Annotated in this window: 14 protein-coding genes; 7 read left to right on the forward strand and 7 right to left on the reverse strand. The window is 69.1% G+C overall.

The window, feature by feature from the left end; genetic code table 11:
* Positions 1–42: 42 nt before the first annotated feature.
* On the reverse strand, positions 43–1221 hold the full coding sequence (locus OG326_RS35525; protein ID WP_327141490.1) for an ROK family transcriptional regulator: 1179 nt from the start codon (positions 1219–1221) through the stop codon (positions 43–45).
* Positions 1222–1350: 129 nt separating this feature from the next.
* Between OG326_RS35525 and OG326_RS35530 the strand changes: the two genes are divergently transcribed.
* Genes OG326_RS35530 through OG326_RS35540 form a run of 3 tightly spaced genes read left to right on the forward strand, consistent with a single transcriptional unit; the run spans position 1351 to position 4849 of the window.
* Positions 1351–2808, forward strand: coding sequence for an APC family permease (locus tag OG326_RS35530; protein WP_327141491.1), 1458 nt, complete (start codon positions 1351–1353; stop codon positions 2806–2808).
* A 56-nt stretch (positions 2809–2864) separates the two neighbouring features.
* Positions 2865–3815 carry an ROK family protein gene (locus OG326_RS35535; protein ID WP_327141492.1) on the forward strand — a complete coding sequence of 317 codons (951 nt, stop codon included), beginning with the start codon at positions 2865–2867 and terminating at the stop codon, positions 3813–3815.
* Positions 3812–4849: an SIS domain-containing protein gene (locus OG326_RS35540; protein ID WP_327141493.1), complete on the forward strand. Its 1038-nt coding sequence runs from the start codon at positions 3812–3814 to the stop codon at positions 4847–4849. Before OG326_RS35535 ends, OG326_RS35540 begins: the two co-directional genes overlap by 4 nt.
* Here OG326_RS35540 and OG326_RS35545 read toward each other — a convergent pair.
* The 5 genes from OG326_RS35545 to OG326_RS35565 are packed head-to-tail and all read right to left on the reverse strand — an operon-like array spanning position 4833 to position 9920.
* Positions 4833–5696: an STM4011 family radical SAM protein gene (locus tag OG326_RS35545; protein WP_327141494.1), complete on the reverse strand. Its 864-nt coding sequence runs from the start codon at positions 5694–5696 to the stop codon at positions 4833–4835. The two genes, OG326_RS35540 and OG326_RS35545, sit on opposite strands and share 17 nt — an antisense overlap.
* Before the next feature lie 4 nt (positions 5697–5700).
* A complete protein-coding gene (locus OG326_RS35550) occupies positions 5701–7026 on the reverse strand; it encodes an STM4012 family radical SAM protein (protein ID WP_327141495.1) in 1326 nt (441 codons plus the stop codon).
* Positions 7023–7853 carry an STM4013/SEN3800 family hydrolase gene (locus OG326_RS35555; RefSeq protein ID WP_327141496.1) on the reverse strand — a complete coding sequence of 277 codons (831 nt, stop codon included), beginning with the start codon at positions 7851–7853 and terminating at the stop codon, positions 7023–7025. Before OG326_RS35555 ends, OG326_RS35550 begins: the two co-directional genes overlap by 4 nt.
* On the reverse strand, positions 7840–8970 hold the full coding sequence (locus OG326_RS35560) for an STM4014 family protein (RefSeq protein ID WP_327141497.1): 1131 nt from the start codon (positions 8968–8970) through the stop codon (positions 7840–7842). The genes OG326_RS35555 and OG326_RS35560 overlap by 14 nt, the downstream gene beginning before the upstream one ends.
* Entirely contained in the window at positions 8967–9920 is a 954-nt protein-coding gene (locus OG326_RS35565; protein ID WP_327141498.1) for an STM4015 family protein, read from the reverse strand. The genes OG326_RS35560 and OG326_RS35565 overlap by 4 nt, the downstream gene beginning before the upstream one ends.
* Positions 9921–10103: 183 nt before the next feature.
* Between OG326_RS35565 and OG326_RS35570 the strand changes: the two genes are divergently transcribed.
* The 3 genes from OG326_RS35570 to OG326_RS35580 all read left to right on the forward strand — a co-directional run bounded on the left by OG326_RS35570 (position 10104) and on the right by OG326_RS35580 (position 13540).
* Positions 10104–10424: a hypothetical protein gene (locus OG326_RS35570; protein ID WP_327141499.1), complete on the forward strand. Its 321-nt coding sequence runs from the start codon at positions 10104–10106 to the stop codon at positions 10422–10424.
* Between the two features lie 73 nt (positions 10425–10497).
* Positions 10498–11526, forward strand: a complete 1029-nt coding sequence (locus OG326_RS35575) for a DUF6745 domain-containing protein (protein WP_327141500.1) — start codon at positions 10498–10500, stop codon at positions 11524–11526.
* Positions 11527–11848: 322 nt separating this feature from the next.
* A complete protein-coding gene (locus OG326_RS35580; RefSeq protein ID WP_327141501.1) occupies positions 11849–13540 on the forward strand; it encodes a DEAD/DEAH box helicase in 1692 nt (563 codons plus the stop codon).
* A gap of 210 nt (positions 13541–13750) precedes the next feature.
* On the opposite strand, the gene OG326_RS35585 is transcribed toward OG326_RS35580, so the two are convergent.
* Entirely contained in the window at positions 13751–14554 is an 804-nt protein-coding gene (locus OG326_RS35585; protein ID WP_327141502.1) for a TIGR00266 family protein, read from the reverse strand.
* 27 nt (positions 14555–14581) lie between these two features.
* Here OG326_RS35585 and OG326_RS35590 point away from each other — a divergent pair, with 27 nt between their 5' ends.
* Entirely contained in the window at positions 14582–15406 is an 825-nt protein-coding gene (locus OG326_RS35590) for a heavy metal-binding domain-containing protein (protein ID WP_327141503.1), read from the forward strand.
* Positions 15407–15409: the final 3 nt, after the last annotated feature.

Raw genomic sequence — 15409 nt, forward strand, 5'->3', positions numbered from 1 at the left:
GCAGGCCGAGAGCCTGCGGCGCTTCTGTGCGCCGGCCGGTCGTCAGTGTGCCGTTCTGCGGTCGAAGACCTGGGGCCGGGCCACGCGCAGAGCGGTGGCGATGGCTCCCAAAAGCACGGCGTCGTCACCCAATTCGCTCGACGCCACCCGGGGGCGCAGCGGCGTGGATCGGGCCAGGGCCTCGCGGACCTGGTCCAGGTAGAGGTCGGCGCTGTGGCCGAGGCCGCCGCCCAGGGCGATCACATCCGGGTCGAGTACCGCCGTCACCGCGGCTACCACCAGAGCGACGCGTTCACCTTCCTGCCGAACGACATTCGCGGCGATGGGGTGTCCCGCGCGGGCCTGTTCGAAGACCCGTTTGGCGGTGAGCCGGCCCGTCATCCCCTGCGCCCGGGCAGCGCGCACCACGGCCTCGGCCGACACCGCCTCCTCGAGCGCACCCCGGCGCGGCGGATCGACCTCCGGCACACCGAAAGTCGTCGGCAGGAACCCGACTTCACCGGCTGCCCCGTGCGCGCCGGTGAACAGTTCCCCCTGCGACACGATGCCGACGCCGAGCCCGGTGCCGATCAGCACGTACACGAACAACCGGCTGCCGCGCCCCACCCCGAATACGTATTCCCCCAGCGCCGCGAGGTTCGCGTCATTGTGCACCGACAGGTCCGGCCCGCCGAGCCGCTGCCGAATGGTGTCGAGCAGTCCGGCACGACCCCAGCCGGGCAGGTTCACCGCGAAGTGCATGCGGCCGTCCTCGGGATCGAAGACGCCGGGACTTCCGAGAGCCGCGTGGATCACCTGATCGGCCGTGACGTCCGCGGCGGCCAGCACCTCTTCGGCGGCCTGCACGGCACTGTCGGCGACGGCGGCCGCGGTGCGCGCCTTGTTCGCGATATCGGTGCGCGCCAGCACCTTTCCCGACATATCGGCCACGGCGGCACGCAGATTGGCGCGGCCGACATCGATGCCGAGCACATAACCGGCGGTCGGGTCGGGCTCGTAGAGCACGGCGGTCCGGCCGCGTTCGGGCGACACCGTGCCCCGCTCCCGGGCCAGTCCGCTCTGCTGCAGCGCGGCAAGGGCACTGGACACCGTGGGCTTGGAAAGTCCGGTGTCCCTGGCGAGTTGGGCACGGCTCGACGGGCCCGCGGTGCGCAGCTGTTCGAGCAGGAGCCATTCGTTATTGCTGCGCAGGCGTTGCCGGTTCCAGGGGACTTCGTCCATCGCCTTCCATTTCTCGCTCGGGGTGCCGCCCCAACTCTAGGCAGTCGAATCTTGATGACCTCTTGACGGCAATAGTAAAGGAACTTAACTTTACTAAACCACTCGCTCCGCTCCCACCGGAGGAACCTCATGTCCGGTCCCCGCCAACTCCCCCGAAGAATCGGCCTGTTCCAGGCCACCGCCATCAATATGAGTCAGATGGTCGGCATCGGCCCGTTCGTCACCATCCCGCTGATGGTCGCGGCCTTCGGCGGCCCGCAAGCCGTCATCGGCTGGGTCGCCGGCGCGGTACTGGCCCTGGTCGACGGCCTCATCTGGGCCGAACTCGGCGCCGCGCTGCCCGGCGCCGGCGGCACCTACATCTATCTGCGCGAGGCGTTCCAGTACCGCAGCGGACGCCTCATGCCGTTCCTGTTCGTCTGGACCGCAATGCTTTTCATTCCGCTCATCATGTCCACGGGCGTGCAGGGACTGGTCCAGTACCTCGGCTACCTGTGGCCGTCCATGAGCACCGGCCAGGGCGATCTGGTCGGCATCGCCGTGGTCGTCGCGGTGGTGCTGCTGCTGTGGCGACGGGTCGAGAGCATCGGCCGGATCACCGTCGTCATGTGGACGATCATGATCATCTCGGTGGGCGCGGTCATTCTGGCCTCGTTCACGCACTTCCATCCCGACCTGGCCTTCACCTGGCCCGAGCACGCCGTCGAACTCGGCCACGGCAGCTTCTGGCTGGGCTTCGCCTCCGGCCTGACCATCGGCATCTACGACTATCTCGGCTACAACACCAGCGCGTATCTCGGTGCGGAGGTCAAGGATCCGGGCCGGGTGCTGCCGCGGTCCATCGTGTTCGCCATCGTCGGCGTCATGGCCGTCTACCTGCTCATGCAGATCGGCGTTCTGGGCGTGACGCACTGGCAGGACATGCTCGATCCGAACAATGTCGCCTCCCAATCGGTGGCGTCGGCGGTACTGGAAACCACCATGGGCAAGGGGGCCGCCCAGGTCGTCACCGGGCTCATCCTGATCACCGCCTTCGCCTCGATCTTCACCGGACTGCTCGGCGGCTCGCGCGTGCCGTTCAATGCGGCGCACGATCGAGTGTTCTTCCGCTCCTTCGGAAAACTGCATCCCAAGCACGAATTCCCGGTCCTCGGGCTGCTGGCCATGGGTGTGGTCACCGCGGGCGGCTTCCTGCTGGCCCGCCATATCGGCACCAGCGCCGTGCATCCACCGCTGACGGTGCTCATCTCACTGCTCACCACGGTCATGGTGATCGTCCAGGCCTTCGCGCAGATCGCCGCGGTCATCGTGCTGCGGCGCCGCCAGCCGGATCTGCCCCGGCCCTATCGCATGTTCCTGTATCCGCTGCCCGCCATTGTCGCCGCGATCGGCTGGCTGGTCATCTACGGCTATGCCGACAAGTCGAATCCGGGTGTGCATCCCATCGAATGGTCGCTGGTATGGGTCGCGCTGGGCATTGTCGCCTTCGCGATCTGGGCTCGGGTGGAACACGTCTGGCCGTTCGGCCCCAAGGACATTCGAGAGGAGTACCGCAACCCCGAACCCGCCGAGGCCGTCGTCGACTGACCCGTTCCCGCCGGGCCGATGCACTCGCACGGCCCGGCCGACTCCGAGGATCGCTCATGCACGAAGCCAGCGAATTCGCCGTCATAGGCGTCGATTTCGGCGGCACCAAGACCGAGATCGCCCTCGCCGACGCCCGGGGCGCGGTGCTGGAGCGGGAGCGCCTGGACACCCGCACCGATCTCGGTCCCGACCACATCCTGGCCCGCACCGCCGAATCCGTACGACGACTCGAGCAGGCCGCGCGTGAGGGGCTCGGTCTGCCGGTCACCGGCTGGGCGGCGGTGTGCCCGGGCGTGATCCGGGCCGACGGCATTGCGCTCACCCCCAATCTGCCGGGTTGGGAGACGCTGGCGCTGTCGGCCCGGCTCGCCGCCGAATTCGGGGTCGCCGAGGTGCGGGTGGCCAATGATGTGCGGGCGGCGGCGCTGGCCGAGGTGCGGTTCGGGGCGCTGCGCGGCATCGACACCGGGATCTACGTCAGCCTCGGCACCGGCATCGCGGCCGCGCTGATCGTCGGCGGGCAGGTGGTGCCGGGCGCGCATCGGGCAGCGGGCGAAATCGGTTATATGAACCCGGGTTTCGCACGGGTGGGTGCGGTCGCCGCCGGGCGCGCGCCCTTGGAGGAGTACGTCGCCGGGCGCGGGCTGGCCCAGCGCGCCTCGGCCGCGCTGGGCATCGAGATCACCGGCGAACAGCTCTTCCGGCGCACCGATCCGGAGGCGCGAAAACTGGTGCGGCACATGCTGGAAACCCTTGCCACCGCACTGGGCAATCTGGCCGCGCTGGTGGACCCGGCACGGATAGTCATCGGCGGCGGCATGATGGCCGCCGCCGATGTCATCCTCCCGCCGCTCACCGATCTGGTGGCCTCCGCCACCGCCTTCCCGCCCGAGGTCCGGGCGGCCCACTTCCTGGCGGACGCCTCCCTGCACGGGGCCCTCACCCTGGCCCTCGCCGCCGAAACCAGCACGCCACCGATCCCCTCGACCACCGGAGGACTCCGATGAATGCCACCCGGCTCGGCCGCCTGATGGATGCCGAAATGCGCCAGCAGCCCGCGGTTCTGGCGGCCATGGCCGACCGCTTCACCGATATCGGAGCCCGGGCCGCCGCACTCTTCGGCGACCGCGGTCCCGCAGGCGTCGCCTTCCTGGCGCGCGGTTCGTCGGACCATGCGGCGCTACTGGGCCGGTACGCCGTGGAATTGCGGACCGGGCTGCCCACCTGCCTGGTCGCGCCCAGCCTGGCGACCGGCTACGGCCGTGAGCCCGACGGCTTCCGGGGCTGGCTGCTCATCGCACTGTCACAGTCCGGCCGCACACCGGAGATCGTCGAGCTCACCCGGCGCTACGCGGCTGCCGGAGCGCGGGTCGTCGCGATCACCAATGACCCGGACTCCGCACTGGCCCGAACCGCGCACTACACCGTCGGACTCGAGGCCGGGCCGGAGCGCGCGGTTCCGGCCACCAAAACCGTCACCAGCCAGATGCTCGCCGTCCTCGCCCTGGCCTCCGGTCTCGGCACGGGTGGTATGACCGCCGCGCAGGCCGCCGAATTATCTTCCGCCGCAGCGCAACTACTCACCGACACCGCCGGTGTCGACCGTGCCGCAGCCCTGCTGGCCACCGTCGATCGCCTGGCCGTCGTCGGCCGAAGCGCCTGCTACCCGGCCGCATTGGAGACAGCCCTCAAACTCCAGGAAACCACCGGCCTGATGGCACACGGCTTCTCCACCGCCGACTTCCGCCACGGCCCCATCGCCGTCACCGGCCCCGGCACCCCCGCGCTTCTCCTGGCCGGTTCCGGCCCCGCCGACACCGACACCCTCGACCTCCGCTACCCCCTCACCGCCCGCTACGCCCCTGTCGTCCTGGCAGGCACCGCCCCCGAGGCCACCCTCACCTGGCCCGCCCTGGGCCACCTCGGCGAATGCCTACTGGCAACCATCCGCGGCCAGCAACTCGCCCTGGCGGTCTCCCGCGCACTCGGCATCGACGCCGACCATCCGACAGGCCTCGCCAAGGTCACCCTGACCCACTGAACCTGATTCCCTGGGGAATTCGCTCGAGTACGCCGCCTGCGAAAACGTCGTAGAGCGGAAGGGTTTCGAGGTGGACGTAGCCGATGTGGCAGTCGCACAGGGCCAGCGGGCAGGGGCGGGGGGCCAAGGCGGTGCGGTAGGAACCGTCGTAGAGGTTGCCCAGTTCGGTGCGGACGAAGTGGCAGCGGCGGACAGTGCCGTCACCGTCGACGGAGATGACCGATTCTCCTGTGCGGCAGGGCATTCCCGCTGAGGTGTGCGGGTGTCTGCTGTATTCGAAGAGCGGGTCCAGGGCCAGCCAGTCGGCGGACTCCTGTTCCGAAAGCTGGTGCCCCTCCGGTGCATTCACCCACAGGTAGACATGGCCGGGGAGGTCGGCGCGGAGACTGCGCGCGGCGTCGAGGTGTTCCGGGAAACCCACCACGCCGACGCTGAAGCGGATGCCCAGGCGCTCGAGGTCGGCGATCTTGGCGGTGAAGCGGTCGTACGGCGTTTGGCCCGGATGGTAGGTGCACCACAGCGCCAGGGTGCCGGGGTCGGCGTCGGCGAGCCAGTCGGTGCGGCAGCTCAGATTGGTCTGGATGGCCACCCGTGCGACGTTCGGCAGGTGTGAGAGTTCGGTCAGCGTGCGCCGGTACCAGGAGCGGACCAGACCCTCACCCCACGGCGTGAACAGGATCGACAGGCGGTCATCGTGCTGCTGCGCGACCCACGCGGCGAACCGTTCGAGGGCCGCGCGGTCGGCGCGCAATTGCTCGCGGCTGTCGCGCCGCTTGGCGAAGGGGCAGTACGGGCAGTCGTAATCGCAGGAGGCCAGTGGGCCGCGATAGAGAATGGTCAGGTCCACGGGCTCACTTCGGTTCATAGGCCGCCATGGCGGCGTGCACCGCGGGCGAGAAGAGCCTGGGGCCCAGGGCATCCGAGTAGGCGAGACCCTCCGGGGTGAGGCGGAGCAGGTCCGATCCCGCATCCAGCCAACCCGATTCGGTGAATTCGCGTAGCTCCGTGGCGAAGTGCTCGGCCGGATGCGCGCCGAAACGCGTGCGATAGGCCGCGATATCCATTCCCTCGGCCTGCAGCAGTGATTGCAGGAGGTGGCGGCGGCGGGCCTCGTCCTCGTCGATCCGGCGGCCGACCTCGGCGTGACTGAAATCGACTGTGCGCGTGTAGGTATCGATAATGCCGCGCACCTCGCGAGTCTCGACCGCGTAATCGAACGAATAGTGCAGACCGGCGGTGTACGAGCGTGCGCCACAACCCAGGCCGATCATGCCGTCGGTCTGGCACGCGTAGTCGCCGGGTCCGGCACTCGCGGAACCGATTCGGCGGAACATGCGCATGGAGGTCTGCTCATACCCGTGTGCGAGAAGATGATCGCGGCCGAACGCGTACAGCCGCAGTCGCTGCCCATCCCAATCGGCCTCCGCGTCGCGCCTGCTCAGCCCCGTCAGCGGCCGCACGTACAGCGGATACAGGTAGAGCTCCTCGGGCTGCCAGGTCAGCGCCGCATCCAGTGACGTGCGCCAGGTCTGTTCCGTTTGCCCGTCGATGCCGTAGATCAGGTCGATGTTCAGAATCGGAATCCGTGCTGCCCGAATAGTTTCGAGCGCGGCCTCGACCTCCGCCCGGCGCTGCGGTCGCACCGCCGCCCGGGCCTCGGCATCGACGAAGCTCTGCACGCCGATGCTCACCCGGGTGGCGCCGCGTTCGGCCAGCACCGCGAGCCGATCCGCGGTCGCCGTGGCCGGTGAGGTCTCCACGGACAGCGGTATGGACCGCAGATCCGCGCCCATAACTCGCTCGGCGATATCGCAGAGCCGCGCCAACTCCGCGGCCGAGAGATAGGTGGGGGTGCCGCCACCGAACGCCGCCGCCGCGAACCGGACCGGGCCGTCATCGCCCAGGGCCGCGCGCACTGCCCCGGCCTGCCGCTCGAGGGCATCGAGATAGCGGCCGGTCAGATCATCGGGTGCGCCGACGCGGGTGAACAGATTGCAGAAACCGCAACGGTATTCACAGAACGGAATATGCGCGTACAGCGAGAGCGCGTCCTTGGGCTCACTCGCCCACAGCTCGCTCAGCAGCGGACTGTCCGCGCCGAGCGGCCGGTACGCCGTCTTGTGGGGATAGCCGTAGACGTAGTTCTGATAGGGACGCGGTCGGGTGATCGTGCTCATGCGTGGGCCTCGAGAAAGAACTGGGCATAGGGAATTGTCCACACGGCCTCGTGCCCGAGCCGGTGCCCGGTGAAACCGTCGTCGCCATAGGCGGTTCCGTGATCCGAGCAGACAATGGCGAAGCAGCGGCGGCGGCTGCCGGCGGCGGCGAACAGGCGGCCGATATGCCGATCCACGTATTCCAGTGCGGCGGCATGGGTTTCACGGGAGTCCCCCGCATCCTTGCTCGCGCCCGGCAGATGGAACCAGTTGGGCTGGTGCAGCGCGGACACATTCACGAACAGGAAAAGCCTGCGGTCGCGCGGCAATTCGGCGATCACCTGCTCGGCGCGGGCGATCTGCGCCTCGAAGGAAGTCGGCGAGGCGACGGAGAACTCCGATTCCCAATGGCTTTCCTGGAACAGGCCCGGCAGCACCGAGCCCAGTGCGCCCTGCTTGTTGAAGAAGCCGACACCGCCGAGGCATACCGTGCGATACCCCGCCGCGGCCAGGGCGGAGACGAGATCGGGAGTGTCGTAGACGAAGGTGCGCCCCGCCGTCGTCTCGCTGCCCGCGAATCGGGAGGCGAACAATCGCGGATGCGGGCCGGGCGTCGCGGGCGTCGGGAGGAAGCCCGCGAACATGGCCTGATGCGAGGCATAGGTGAAACTGCCCGGCGCATGGCGCTTCTCCCATCCGCCGGGCAGATGGCGCGCCAGATTCGGCAGCCGGCCCGCCTCGAACAGTTCGGCGGCCACATCGAAACGCAGCGTATCGAGGGTGACCAGCAGCAGATCGTCGCGGCCGATCACCTCGTTCATATCCGGCTGCGCGCTATGCGTCGACATGATGCTCGTTCCTGGCTCTGCGGACTATGGCGGTGACCTGCGCATCGTAGGTGTCGCCCGATTCCGCTCCGCTGCCCTCCAGCCCCCGCAGGCCGGGCAGCAGGTCGCCGAAGGCATTCACCTCACCGACAGCGAAACGCCGCCAGCCGATTCCGGGCAGGAGGTCCACTCCGACCCGGGAGAAGTGCGGGAAGCAGGCGGCGGCTCGTTCACACAGCGCGAGCATCTCGGCCCAGCTGCCGCCCGCGGTCTCGACGGCGGTGCGCGCCGCGGTGAGATCGCCGCGGGCTCCGCCGAGATGCAGGTTCGTCATGGGCGAAAGACTGGTCCGCACCACGGCATGTGTGGCCGCGCCGTCCACGACCACCACTCGCAGGTCGGCGCTCCGGCCGCCCTGCGCAGCCTTGGGCAGCCAGCGTTCGATGTGCAGACCGTCCGGTGCGAGGGCGTCGACGATGGCGGCCACCTCCGCCTCGGTGCTGTAGCGCCGCACCCGCAGCGAATTGAAAAGCCTGCCCTGCGCATCCCGCTGCACGGACGTCTTGGCCTGCACCCGGCCACCACTCGTGGTCTCGACGGCCAGCACACCGGATGCCGAGGAACCGTGCGCGAGCTTGATGAAGACCCGGCGCACACCGGCGTCGGCCATCAGGCTGCGCGCGTGGTCCCAGCCGCGCACCGGCGCGGATACCCCCGAGGTAGGCGAAAACGGCACGGCGACACCCGCATTCCGCAGCACCGCGTGGCATCTGCGCTTGTCGAACAGCACCGCGAGCTCGGCCGGATCATCGAGAAGTGTTGCGCCGCACGCGGACACCTGCGCCGCGACCGACCGGGCGGCCGCGGTGAAGCGCTCGTACCAGAGCGCCGTGCCCTCCACGCGGGTCGAATCTGTGACACCGCGCAGCGCCCGCTCGAGCGCCGGATCCTCACCCGGTGAATCGAGGCGAACCAGCTCACCGGTGTGGAACTCGGCCCCACCGGCGAGCACCTCGGCCCAGCCGACCGGGCGGGCCTCGGGTAATCCCGCCCGGCGCACCGCATCCCGGAACAGCGATACCCGGCGATTGCCCGGATTCCCGACGATCGCGATCCGGGGTGCGTGCGGAGAGGTCACTCCGAGACGGCGGTGTAGCGGCGATCCTCCGGATCTTCCTCTTCGTCCTCGGTCTCGGCGTCCGAGAGATCCAGGACGACGCCGGCCGGTTCCAGCGCCGCGAGCAGCCGCTTCTGCATCTCCGGGCCGATGAAGTGGTGATGCAGATCGAGCGTGCGCAGGTGTGTGAGGGGCTGCCCGGCGAGCAGCGCTTCGGCGCCCTCATTGCCGAGCGTGCCCATGGACAGGTCCAGCGTTGTCAGGCGCGCCACCACCGGCGCACCCGCCACGGCGGCGGCGACCTCGTCCTGAATCTCGCTGTTGCGCAGGGCCAGATGCGTCAGTCGCGGAAATTTCGCGCCGGACAGGATGGGCTCCAGATCGGCGATGGTGGTGGTGCCGCCGTACCAGGAGACGCCCAGCCAGATATCGAGGGACTCCAGGGCGGGCAGTTCACTCGCGCCGATGCCCTGCACCACCTCCGCACCCAGACCGCCGGCCTGCACGGACAGGATGCGCAGCGCGGTGTGCGTGAGGACCGGGAACGCGAGCTGTTCACCGCCGCGTACGCCGAACTCCTCGAGCTCGGGAAAGCCTGCAAGCAAAGGCGATACATCGGACTGGTGGATCCAGGAGATCTCGTTCTCCTCGTAGGTGATGTCACCCAGGAAGACGCCGCGCACCGCGGGCAGCCGATCCTTCGCCTCGATCAGCGCCGTGATGATCGGCGCGGAATCCTCCTCCGACTCACCCCAGGAGCCGACGACCAGAGCCCGAACCTGTGTGCTGTCCACCGTTTCGAGGAAGCGCGCGAAGGCCTCCGGCCACGTTTCCGTGGAGTCGCCGTACGGTTCGATCGCGATGCGCCAGGCCACCGTCGCGGGCTCCGGTAGCTCGACTTTCGTATCGGCGTCGGGGAATTCGAACACGGGCAGTCCGTGGAACTGCTGCAGGTGGTCGGAAATTGCCATATCGCGTGTGCTCCCCCGCCAAGGCTGTGGGTGGTCTGATGTGCCAGCCAGTTCTATCAAGTCACTCCGACAGGCGGGGGCGCGGGCGGTGAACAGTTTTCGTCCGACGCGAATTGTCGTACCCCACCGCTACTTTCGAATTCGAGCCGGCGCACGGGGTGACGGCACAGGAGGGAAGCGCTCATGTTCCGACAGGGGGATGTGCTGATCGTGCCGATCGCCACCGAGGCCGTGCCCGCGCAGGCGCTGCAGGCGCCGGGCGAGCCCCGGGATGCCCGCGGGCGCATGGTGCTCGCGCTCGGCGAGGTCACCGGTCACGCCCACGCACTGGCCGCGCCGGGGCGGCTGGTGCGGGCGAGCGCGCCGCATATGTTCCTGCACCTGCCCGAGGGCGGGCGGCTGGTGCACGAGGAGCATGCGGCAATCGTGCTGCCGCAGGGCTGGTTCCGGGTGGTGCGCCAGCGCGAGTACCTGCCCGGCGCCGTCCGCATCGTCGCGGACTGACCGCCGCACCCTCCGAATATCGAATCGCCACAGATATCGAATCGCCACAGCACCGGACACAGACGGGATTCTCATGCCGACCATCGATGAGTGGCGCGCCGTGGCGGCGGCCACCGCGCCCGCCGACCGCCGCGCCGCCGAGGCCGCGGCGCGCCGCGCCTATACCGACGCGGGGCTCGCCGCACCGACGCGCTTTCTCTGGGTCGATTCGCCGCTCGCGGCCGTGGCCGCGGTGCGAGCGCTGGAGAACCCCGGCCGGGCCGTGCTCGGCGAGATCCGGACGCGGCCGTGGGCGGCCGAACGCCGGAGTGTCCATGACGAACTCGGCCCCGAGGGCTGGGCCGAGCGGTGGAATGCCACCGGCGCACAGCTGTGGGACAACACCCGCATGCTGACCGACCGCATCCGCACGGGTGTCGTGGACACGCTGCTCGGTCCCGAATCCGAGAACGAGGACCGCAAGGTCCGCGCCGCCACCGCGAGCGAAATTCGCGGGCTGCTGCTGGACGCGGTCCTCGGACAGCACGATGCGCCCTGGCTGGCCGCGTTCGAGGGCAGCGACCGGCTCGCCGGACTCGCCGACGTCGCGCGCACTGCCGGCTGGTGGTGGCCCTTCGAGCGGGTGGTCGTCTTCTCCGAGCGTCCGGTCCGGCTGCTGCGCGATGAGGCGGGCCGACTGCACGCCGCCGACGGCCCCGCGCTGGTCTATCCCGATGGTTTCGCGCTGCACGCCTGGCGCGGCATGCCCGTCCCCGCGGACTTCCTGGCGAATCTGCACGCGCTGACTCCCGCGCGCATTCGCACCGAGGAGAATGCCGAACTCCGGCGGGTCATGCTGGAAATCTTCGGCTACGACCGCTACCTCGCCGAATCCGAGGCCGAGCCGGTGCATCGCGACGAGACCGGAATCCTGTGGCGCATACCGCTTCCCGACGACGAGGACGTGGCCATGGTCGAGGTCGTCAATTCCACCCCCGAACCCGACGGCACCTTCAACACCTACTGGCTCCGCGTGCCCCCGGGCACCCGCACCGCCAAGCAGGGCGTCGCCTGGACCTTCGGCCTCACCGCCGCCGACTACGAGCCGCTGCGCCAGACCTGAGCATTGCGCCAGACCCGAGCATTGCGCGAGATGCCCCTGATTCCTCGGGCATGCGTGGCCCCCGGCCGACCGTCGGCGCACTGCCGGACTGAGGCGTGGGTCACTCCGAAACGGGAGGCAAGCGACATCACATACGGCGGATGGCTGGGAATCAGCGGGCTTGAGCTATGGTTGTAGCCGTCGAGTAGCGATCTTGCATACTCCACTCCGTCGTGGATGTCTTTTCTTCGCGTCGGCCACGCAGCGAGGTCAGCAAGTGCGGACGACAGTCCGGCACGCCCCTGCGATTCACCCCGATGCTCGAAAGGCACCAGGAACCTTTATGACGACTCCCTCATCTAGCCCCACCACGTCTTTCGCCGCTCTCGGCGTACGCAAAGAAATCGTCGCCGCGCTGGCCAAGGGCGGTATTACCGCACCGATGCCGATTCAGGCCGCCACGCTGGTCGACGTCCTCGCCGGCCACGATGTGCTGGGCCGCGGCCGGACCGGTAGCGGTAAGACGCTGGCCTTCTCCATTCCGCTGGTCGAGCGGCTCGCCGGCGGCACCGGAGGCTCTCGCCGCCCCGGCCGCCCGGTCGGTCTGATTCTTGCCCCGACACGTGAACTGGCGACTCAGATCGCCACCGCCATCGAGCCGATGGCCAAGGCCACCGGGCTGTCGGTGACCACCATTTTCGGCGGTGTCCCGCAGAACCGCCAGGCCAAGGCCCTCAAGGCCGGTGTCGACATTGTCGTCGCCTGCCCCGGTCGCCTCGAAGACCTGATGAAGCAGCGCCTGGTGTCGCTGGACGGGGTGCGGATCGCCGTGCTCGACGAGGCCGACCACATGGCCGACCTCGGCTTCCTCCCCGGCGTCACCCGGATTCTCGCGGCGACCCCCGCCGACGGGCAGCGCCTGCTGTTCTCGGCCACCCTCGACAATGGCGTGGACAAGCTGGTCAAGCGATTCATGCGGAACCCGCTGACGCACAGCGTCGATTCGGCCGATTCGCATGTCCCGGATATGACCCACCACGTCTTCGAGACCAATGGCGCCGATGCCAAGCGCGATCTGGTCTACGCCCTGGCCTCCGGGGCGGGTCGCCGAATCCTGTTCATGCGCACCAAGCATCACGCGCGCCGGCTCGCCAAGCAGCTGACCGCCGCGGGCATTCCGGCCACCGATCTGCACGGCAACCTCTCGCAGGCGGCCCGCGATCGCAACCTGGCCGCCTTCTCCGCGGGCACCGCCCGGGTCCTGGTCGCCACCGATGTCGCCGCCCGCGGTGTGCACGTCGATGACGTCCAGCTGGTCGTGCACGTGGATCCGCCCGCGGAACACAAGGCGTACCTGCACCGTTCGGGCCGTACCGCCCGCGCGGGCAGCTCCGGCGATGTGGTCACGGTGGTCCTGCCCGAGCAGCGCAAGGATGTCGCCATCCTGCTGCGCAAGGCCGGCATCACCGTCGAGCCGCAGCGCGTGACCGCGCACTCCCCCTCCGTGGCGGAGCTGGTCGGCCCCGTCGCGGCGCTCGTAACGCCCTCCGCCGCATCTCTTTCCGACGACCGGATCGACAACCCCCGGCGCGCGGACAGCCGTCGCGGCGCGTCCGGTGGTCAGGGCGCCCGCCCGCAGCGGGCCCGCACCCCGGGCGCCGGAGCCGCGCGCGGCAACGGCGCGGCACGTGGCACCGGAGCCGGAAACGGGCGTAGCGGTGGCACCGCCGCCGCACGCAGCGCCAATGGCGCCGAGCGCCGTGGTGTCAGCGGCGGCCGTGGCGCAGGCTACGACCGTGGCGCGAGCGCCCCGAGCACCTACTCCACCAGCACCGGCGATGATCGCGGGACCGGTGGAACCTCCACTCGCAATGCCGGTTCCACCGGAAACGCACCCCGCGGCGCCAGCGCTGCCGGAACCGCCACCCGTGGCGCCGACCGCGCCCATGCCGCACCTGCTCGCCGCCGCGCCTCCCGCCCCCAGGCGGCCGCGTCACGCGATCAGTCCGCGTCCCCGCGCACCGGTCGCCGCTGATACCAGCATCTGACCCGCAGTAAACGAAACCGGCCGCCCCTCAACAGGGGCGGCCGGTTCGCGTTTCCGCGTACCACCCGCGATCCCGGCACCAGCTCGCCAGGTCAACACCAGCCCGTCATCCCGGCGCGTTGTTGGCCGGGATCCACACGGGCTGCGCTCCAGCGATTTCAGCGGATCCTGGCCGAAAGCATGCCGGGATGGCGGGGGTTACTGCGAGGCGCGGCGTTCGTCGAAGTAGGGCTGCAGGTAGGGCGCGAGGGCGTGGGCGAGGTTGGGCAGGGGCATGCTCTGGAGGCAGATTTCGCCGGGGCCGGTGAGCGCCACGAGCAGGAAGCCGTCACCGCCGAAGAGCTTGTTCCGAATGCCGGGCACCGTGGTCATCTTGAATTGCACACTCTGGTCGAACATTCCGACATGCCCGGGATGCACCAGCATGGTCTGACCTTTTTCCAGCGTGTAGCGGGTCAGTTCGCCGGACAGCTCGATCCAGCACCGGCCCTCGCCCTCCAGTCGCTGCAGCTGGAAACCGGTGCCGCCGAACAGCCCGCCGCTGAACCGCTGCTGCAGCGCGAGACTCACGTGCACGCCGGGCGTACTGGCCAGCCACCCGTGCCGATGCACCAGAATGCTGCGCTGCGGCCCGATATCGACCGGAATGATGTGACCGGGCAGTTTGGCCGCGAAGGCCACCAGCCCCGTGCCGCCGTTCGCCTGATACCTGGTCACCAGCAGCCCACCGCCGCCGGCGACCCGCTTCACGGCCTTCAGCAGCCCACCGCTACCGGTGCTGGCGGTCTGCGACATGGCGATATTCGTTGTCATCCACGACAATTCGCCGTGCGGGGTGATCACCGCCTCTCCCGGCTCCAGCTGGATCTCCAGCACCGGGAGGGTACTGCCCCTGACATCTGCCCGCATATCCCGCTCCCCGGCCGCATCGCGCTCACCCGAACGCCAGCATACGGCCGCTGCCACGCCTGCGCCGCTGCCCGAATTCCGATCACCGGGCATTCCCGGATTCGGCGTCGTACAGTGGCGATGGTCGTCATCGGAAGGGCAGGAACCGTGCAACCGAATACCGGATCACCGCTGGAACCGACCGCGAGTGAACGCCTGTCCCATGCGGGGCGGATCTTCACCTCGGACCTGTCGGTCAATGAGTTCGCGCTGCTGCACGGTGCGGGCTTCGAGCCGATCGACCTGGTCATGGGCGTTTCGGTCTATCACGTCGGTTTCCAATTCACCGGTATCCGCCAGCAGCAGGAGCTGACGGTGCTCACCGAGGCCACCTATCGGGCGCGCTGGAATGCCATGTCGCGCATGCAGGCCGAGGCCGACGCACTGCACGCGGACGGCATTGTCGGGGTGCGGTTGCAGTGGCGTCATGTGGGCGCCGAGGCCAGTCATCTGGAGTTCATCGCCGTCGGCACCGCGGTCCGCTTCACCGGTGAGCCGGGCAAGTTCCGCCGCCCCAACGGGCAGGCCTTCACCAGTCACCTCTCCGGTCAGGACATGGTCACGCTGCTGCGTTCCGGCTTCGCGCCGGTGGCGTTCGTCATGGGCAATTGCGTATTCCACATCGCCGTACAGGGTTTCATGCAGTCGCTGCGCCAGATCGGCAACAATGTCGAGATGCCGCAGTGGACGCAGGGTAGCTATCAGGCCCGCGAACTGGCCATGTCGCGCATGCAGGCCGAGGCGGAGCGTGATGGGGGCGCCGGTGTGACCGGGGTGGAGTTCCGGATCGAGAACTACGCCTGGGGCGCTCACACCGTGGAGTTCTACACGGCGGGAACCGCGGTGCGCCGCATCGGAAGTGGCGAGACCATCACCCCGCAATTCGTGCTCCCCATGGGCGGCTAGCCG

The sequence above is a fragment of the Nocardia sp. NBC_01327 genome (assembly GCF_035958815.1).
GTDB lineage: Bacteria > Actinomycetota > Actinomycetes > Mycobacteriales > Mycobacteriaceae > Nocardia.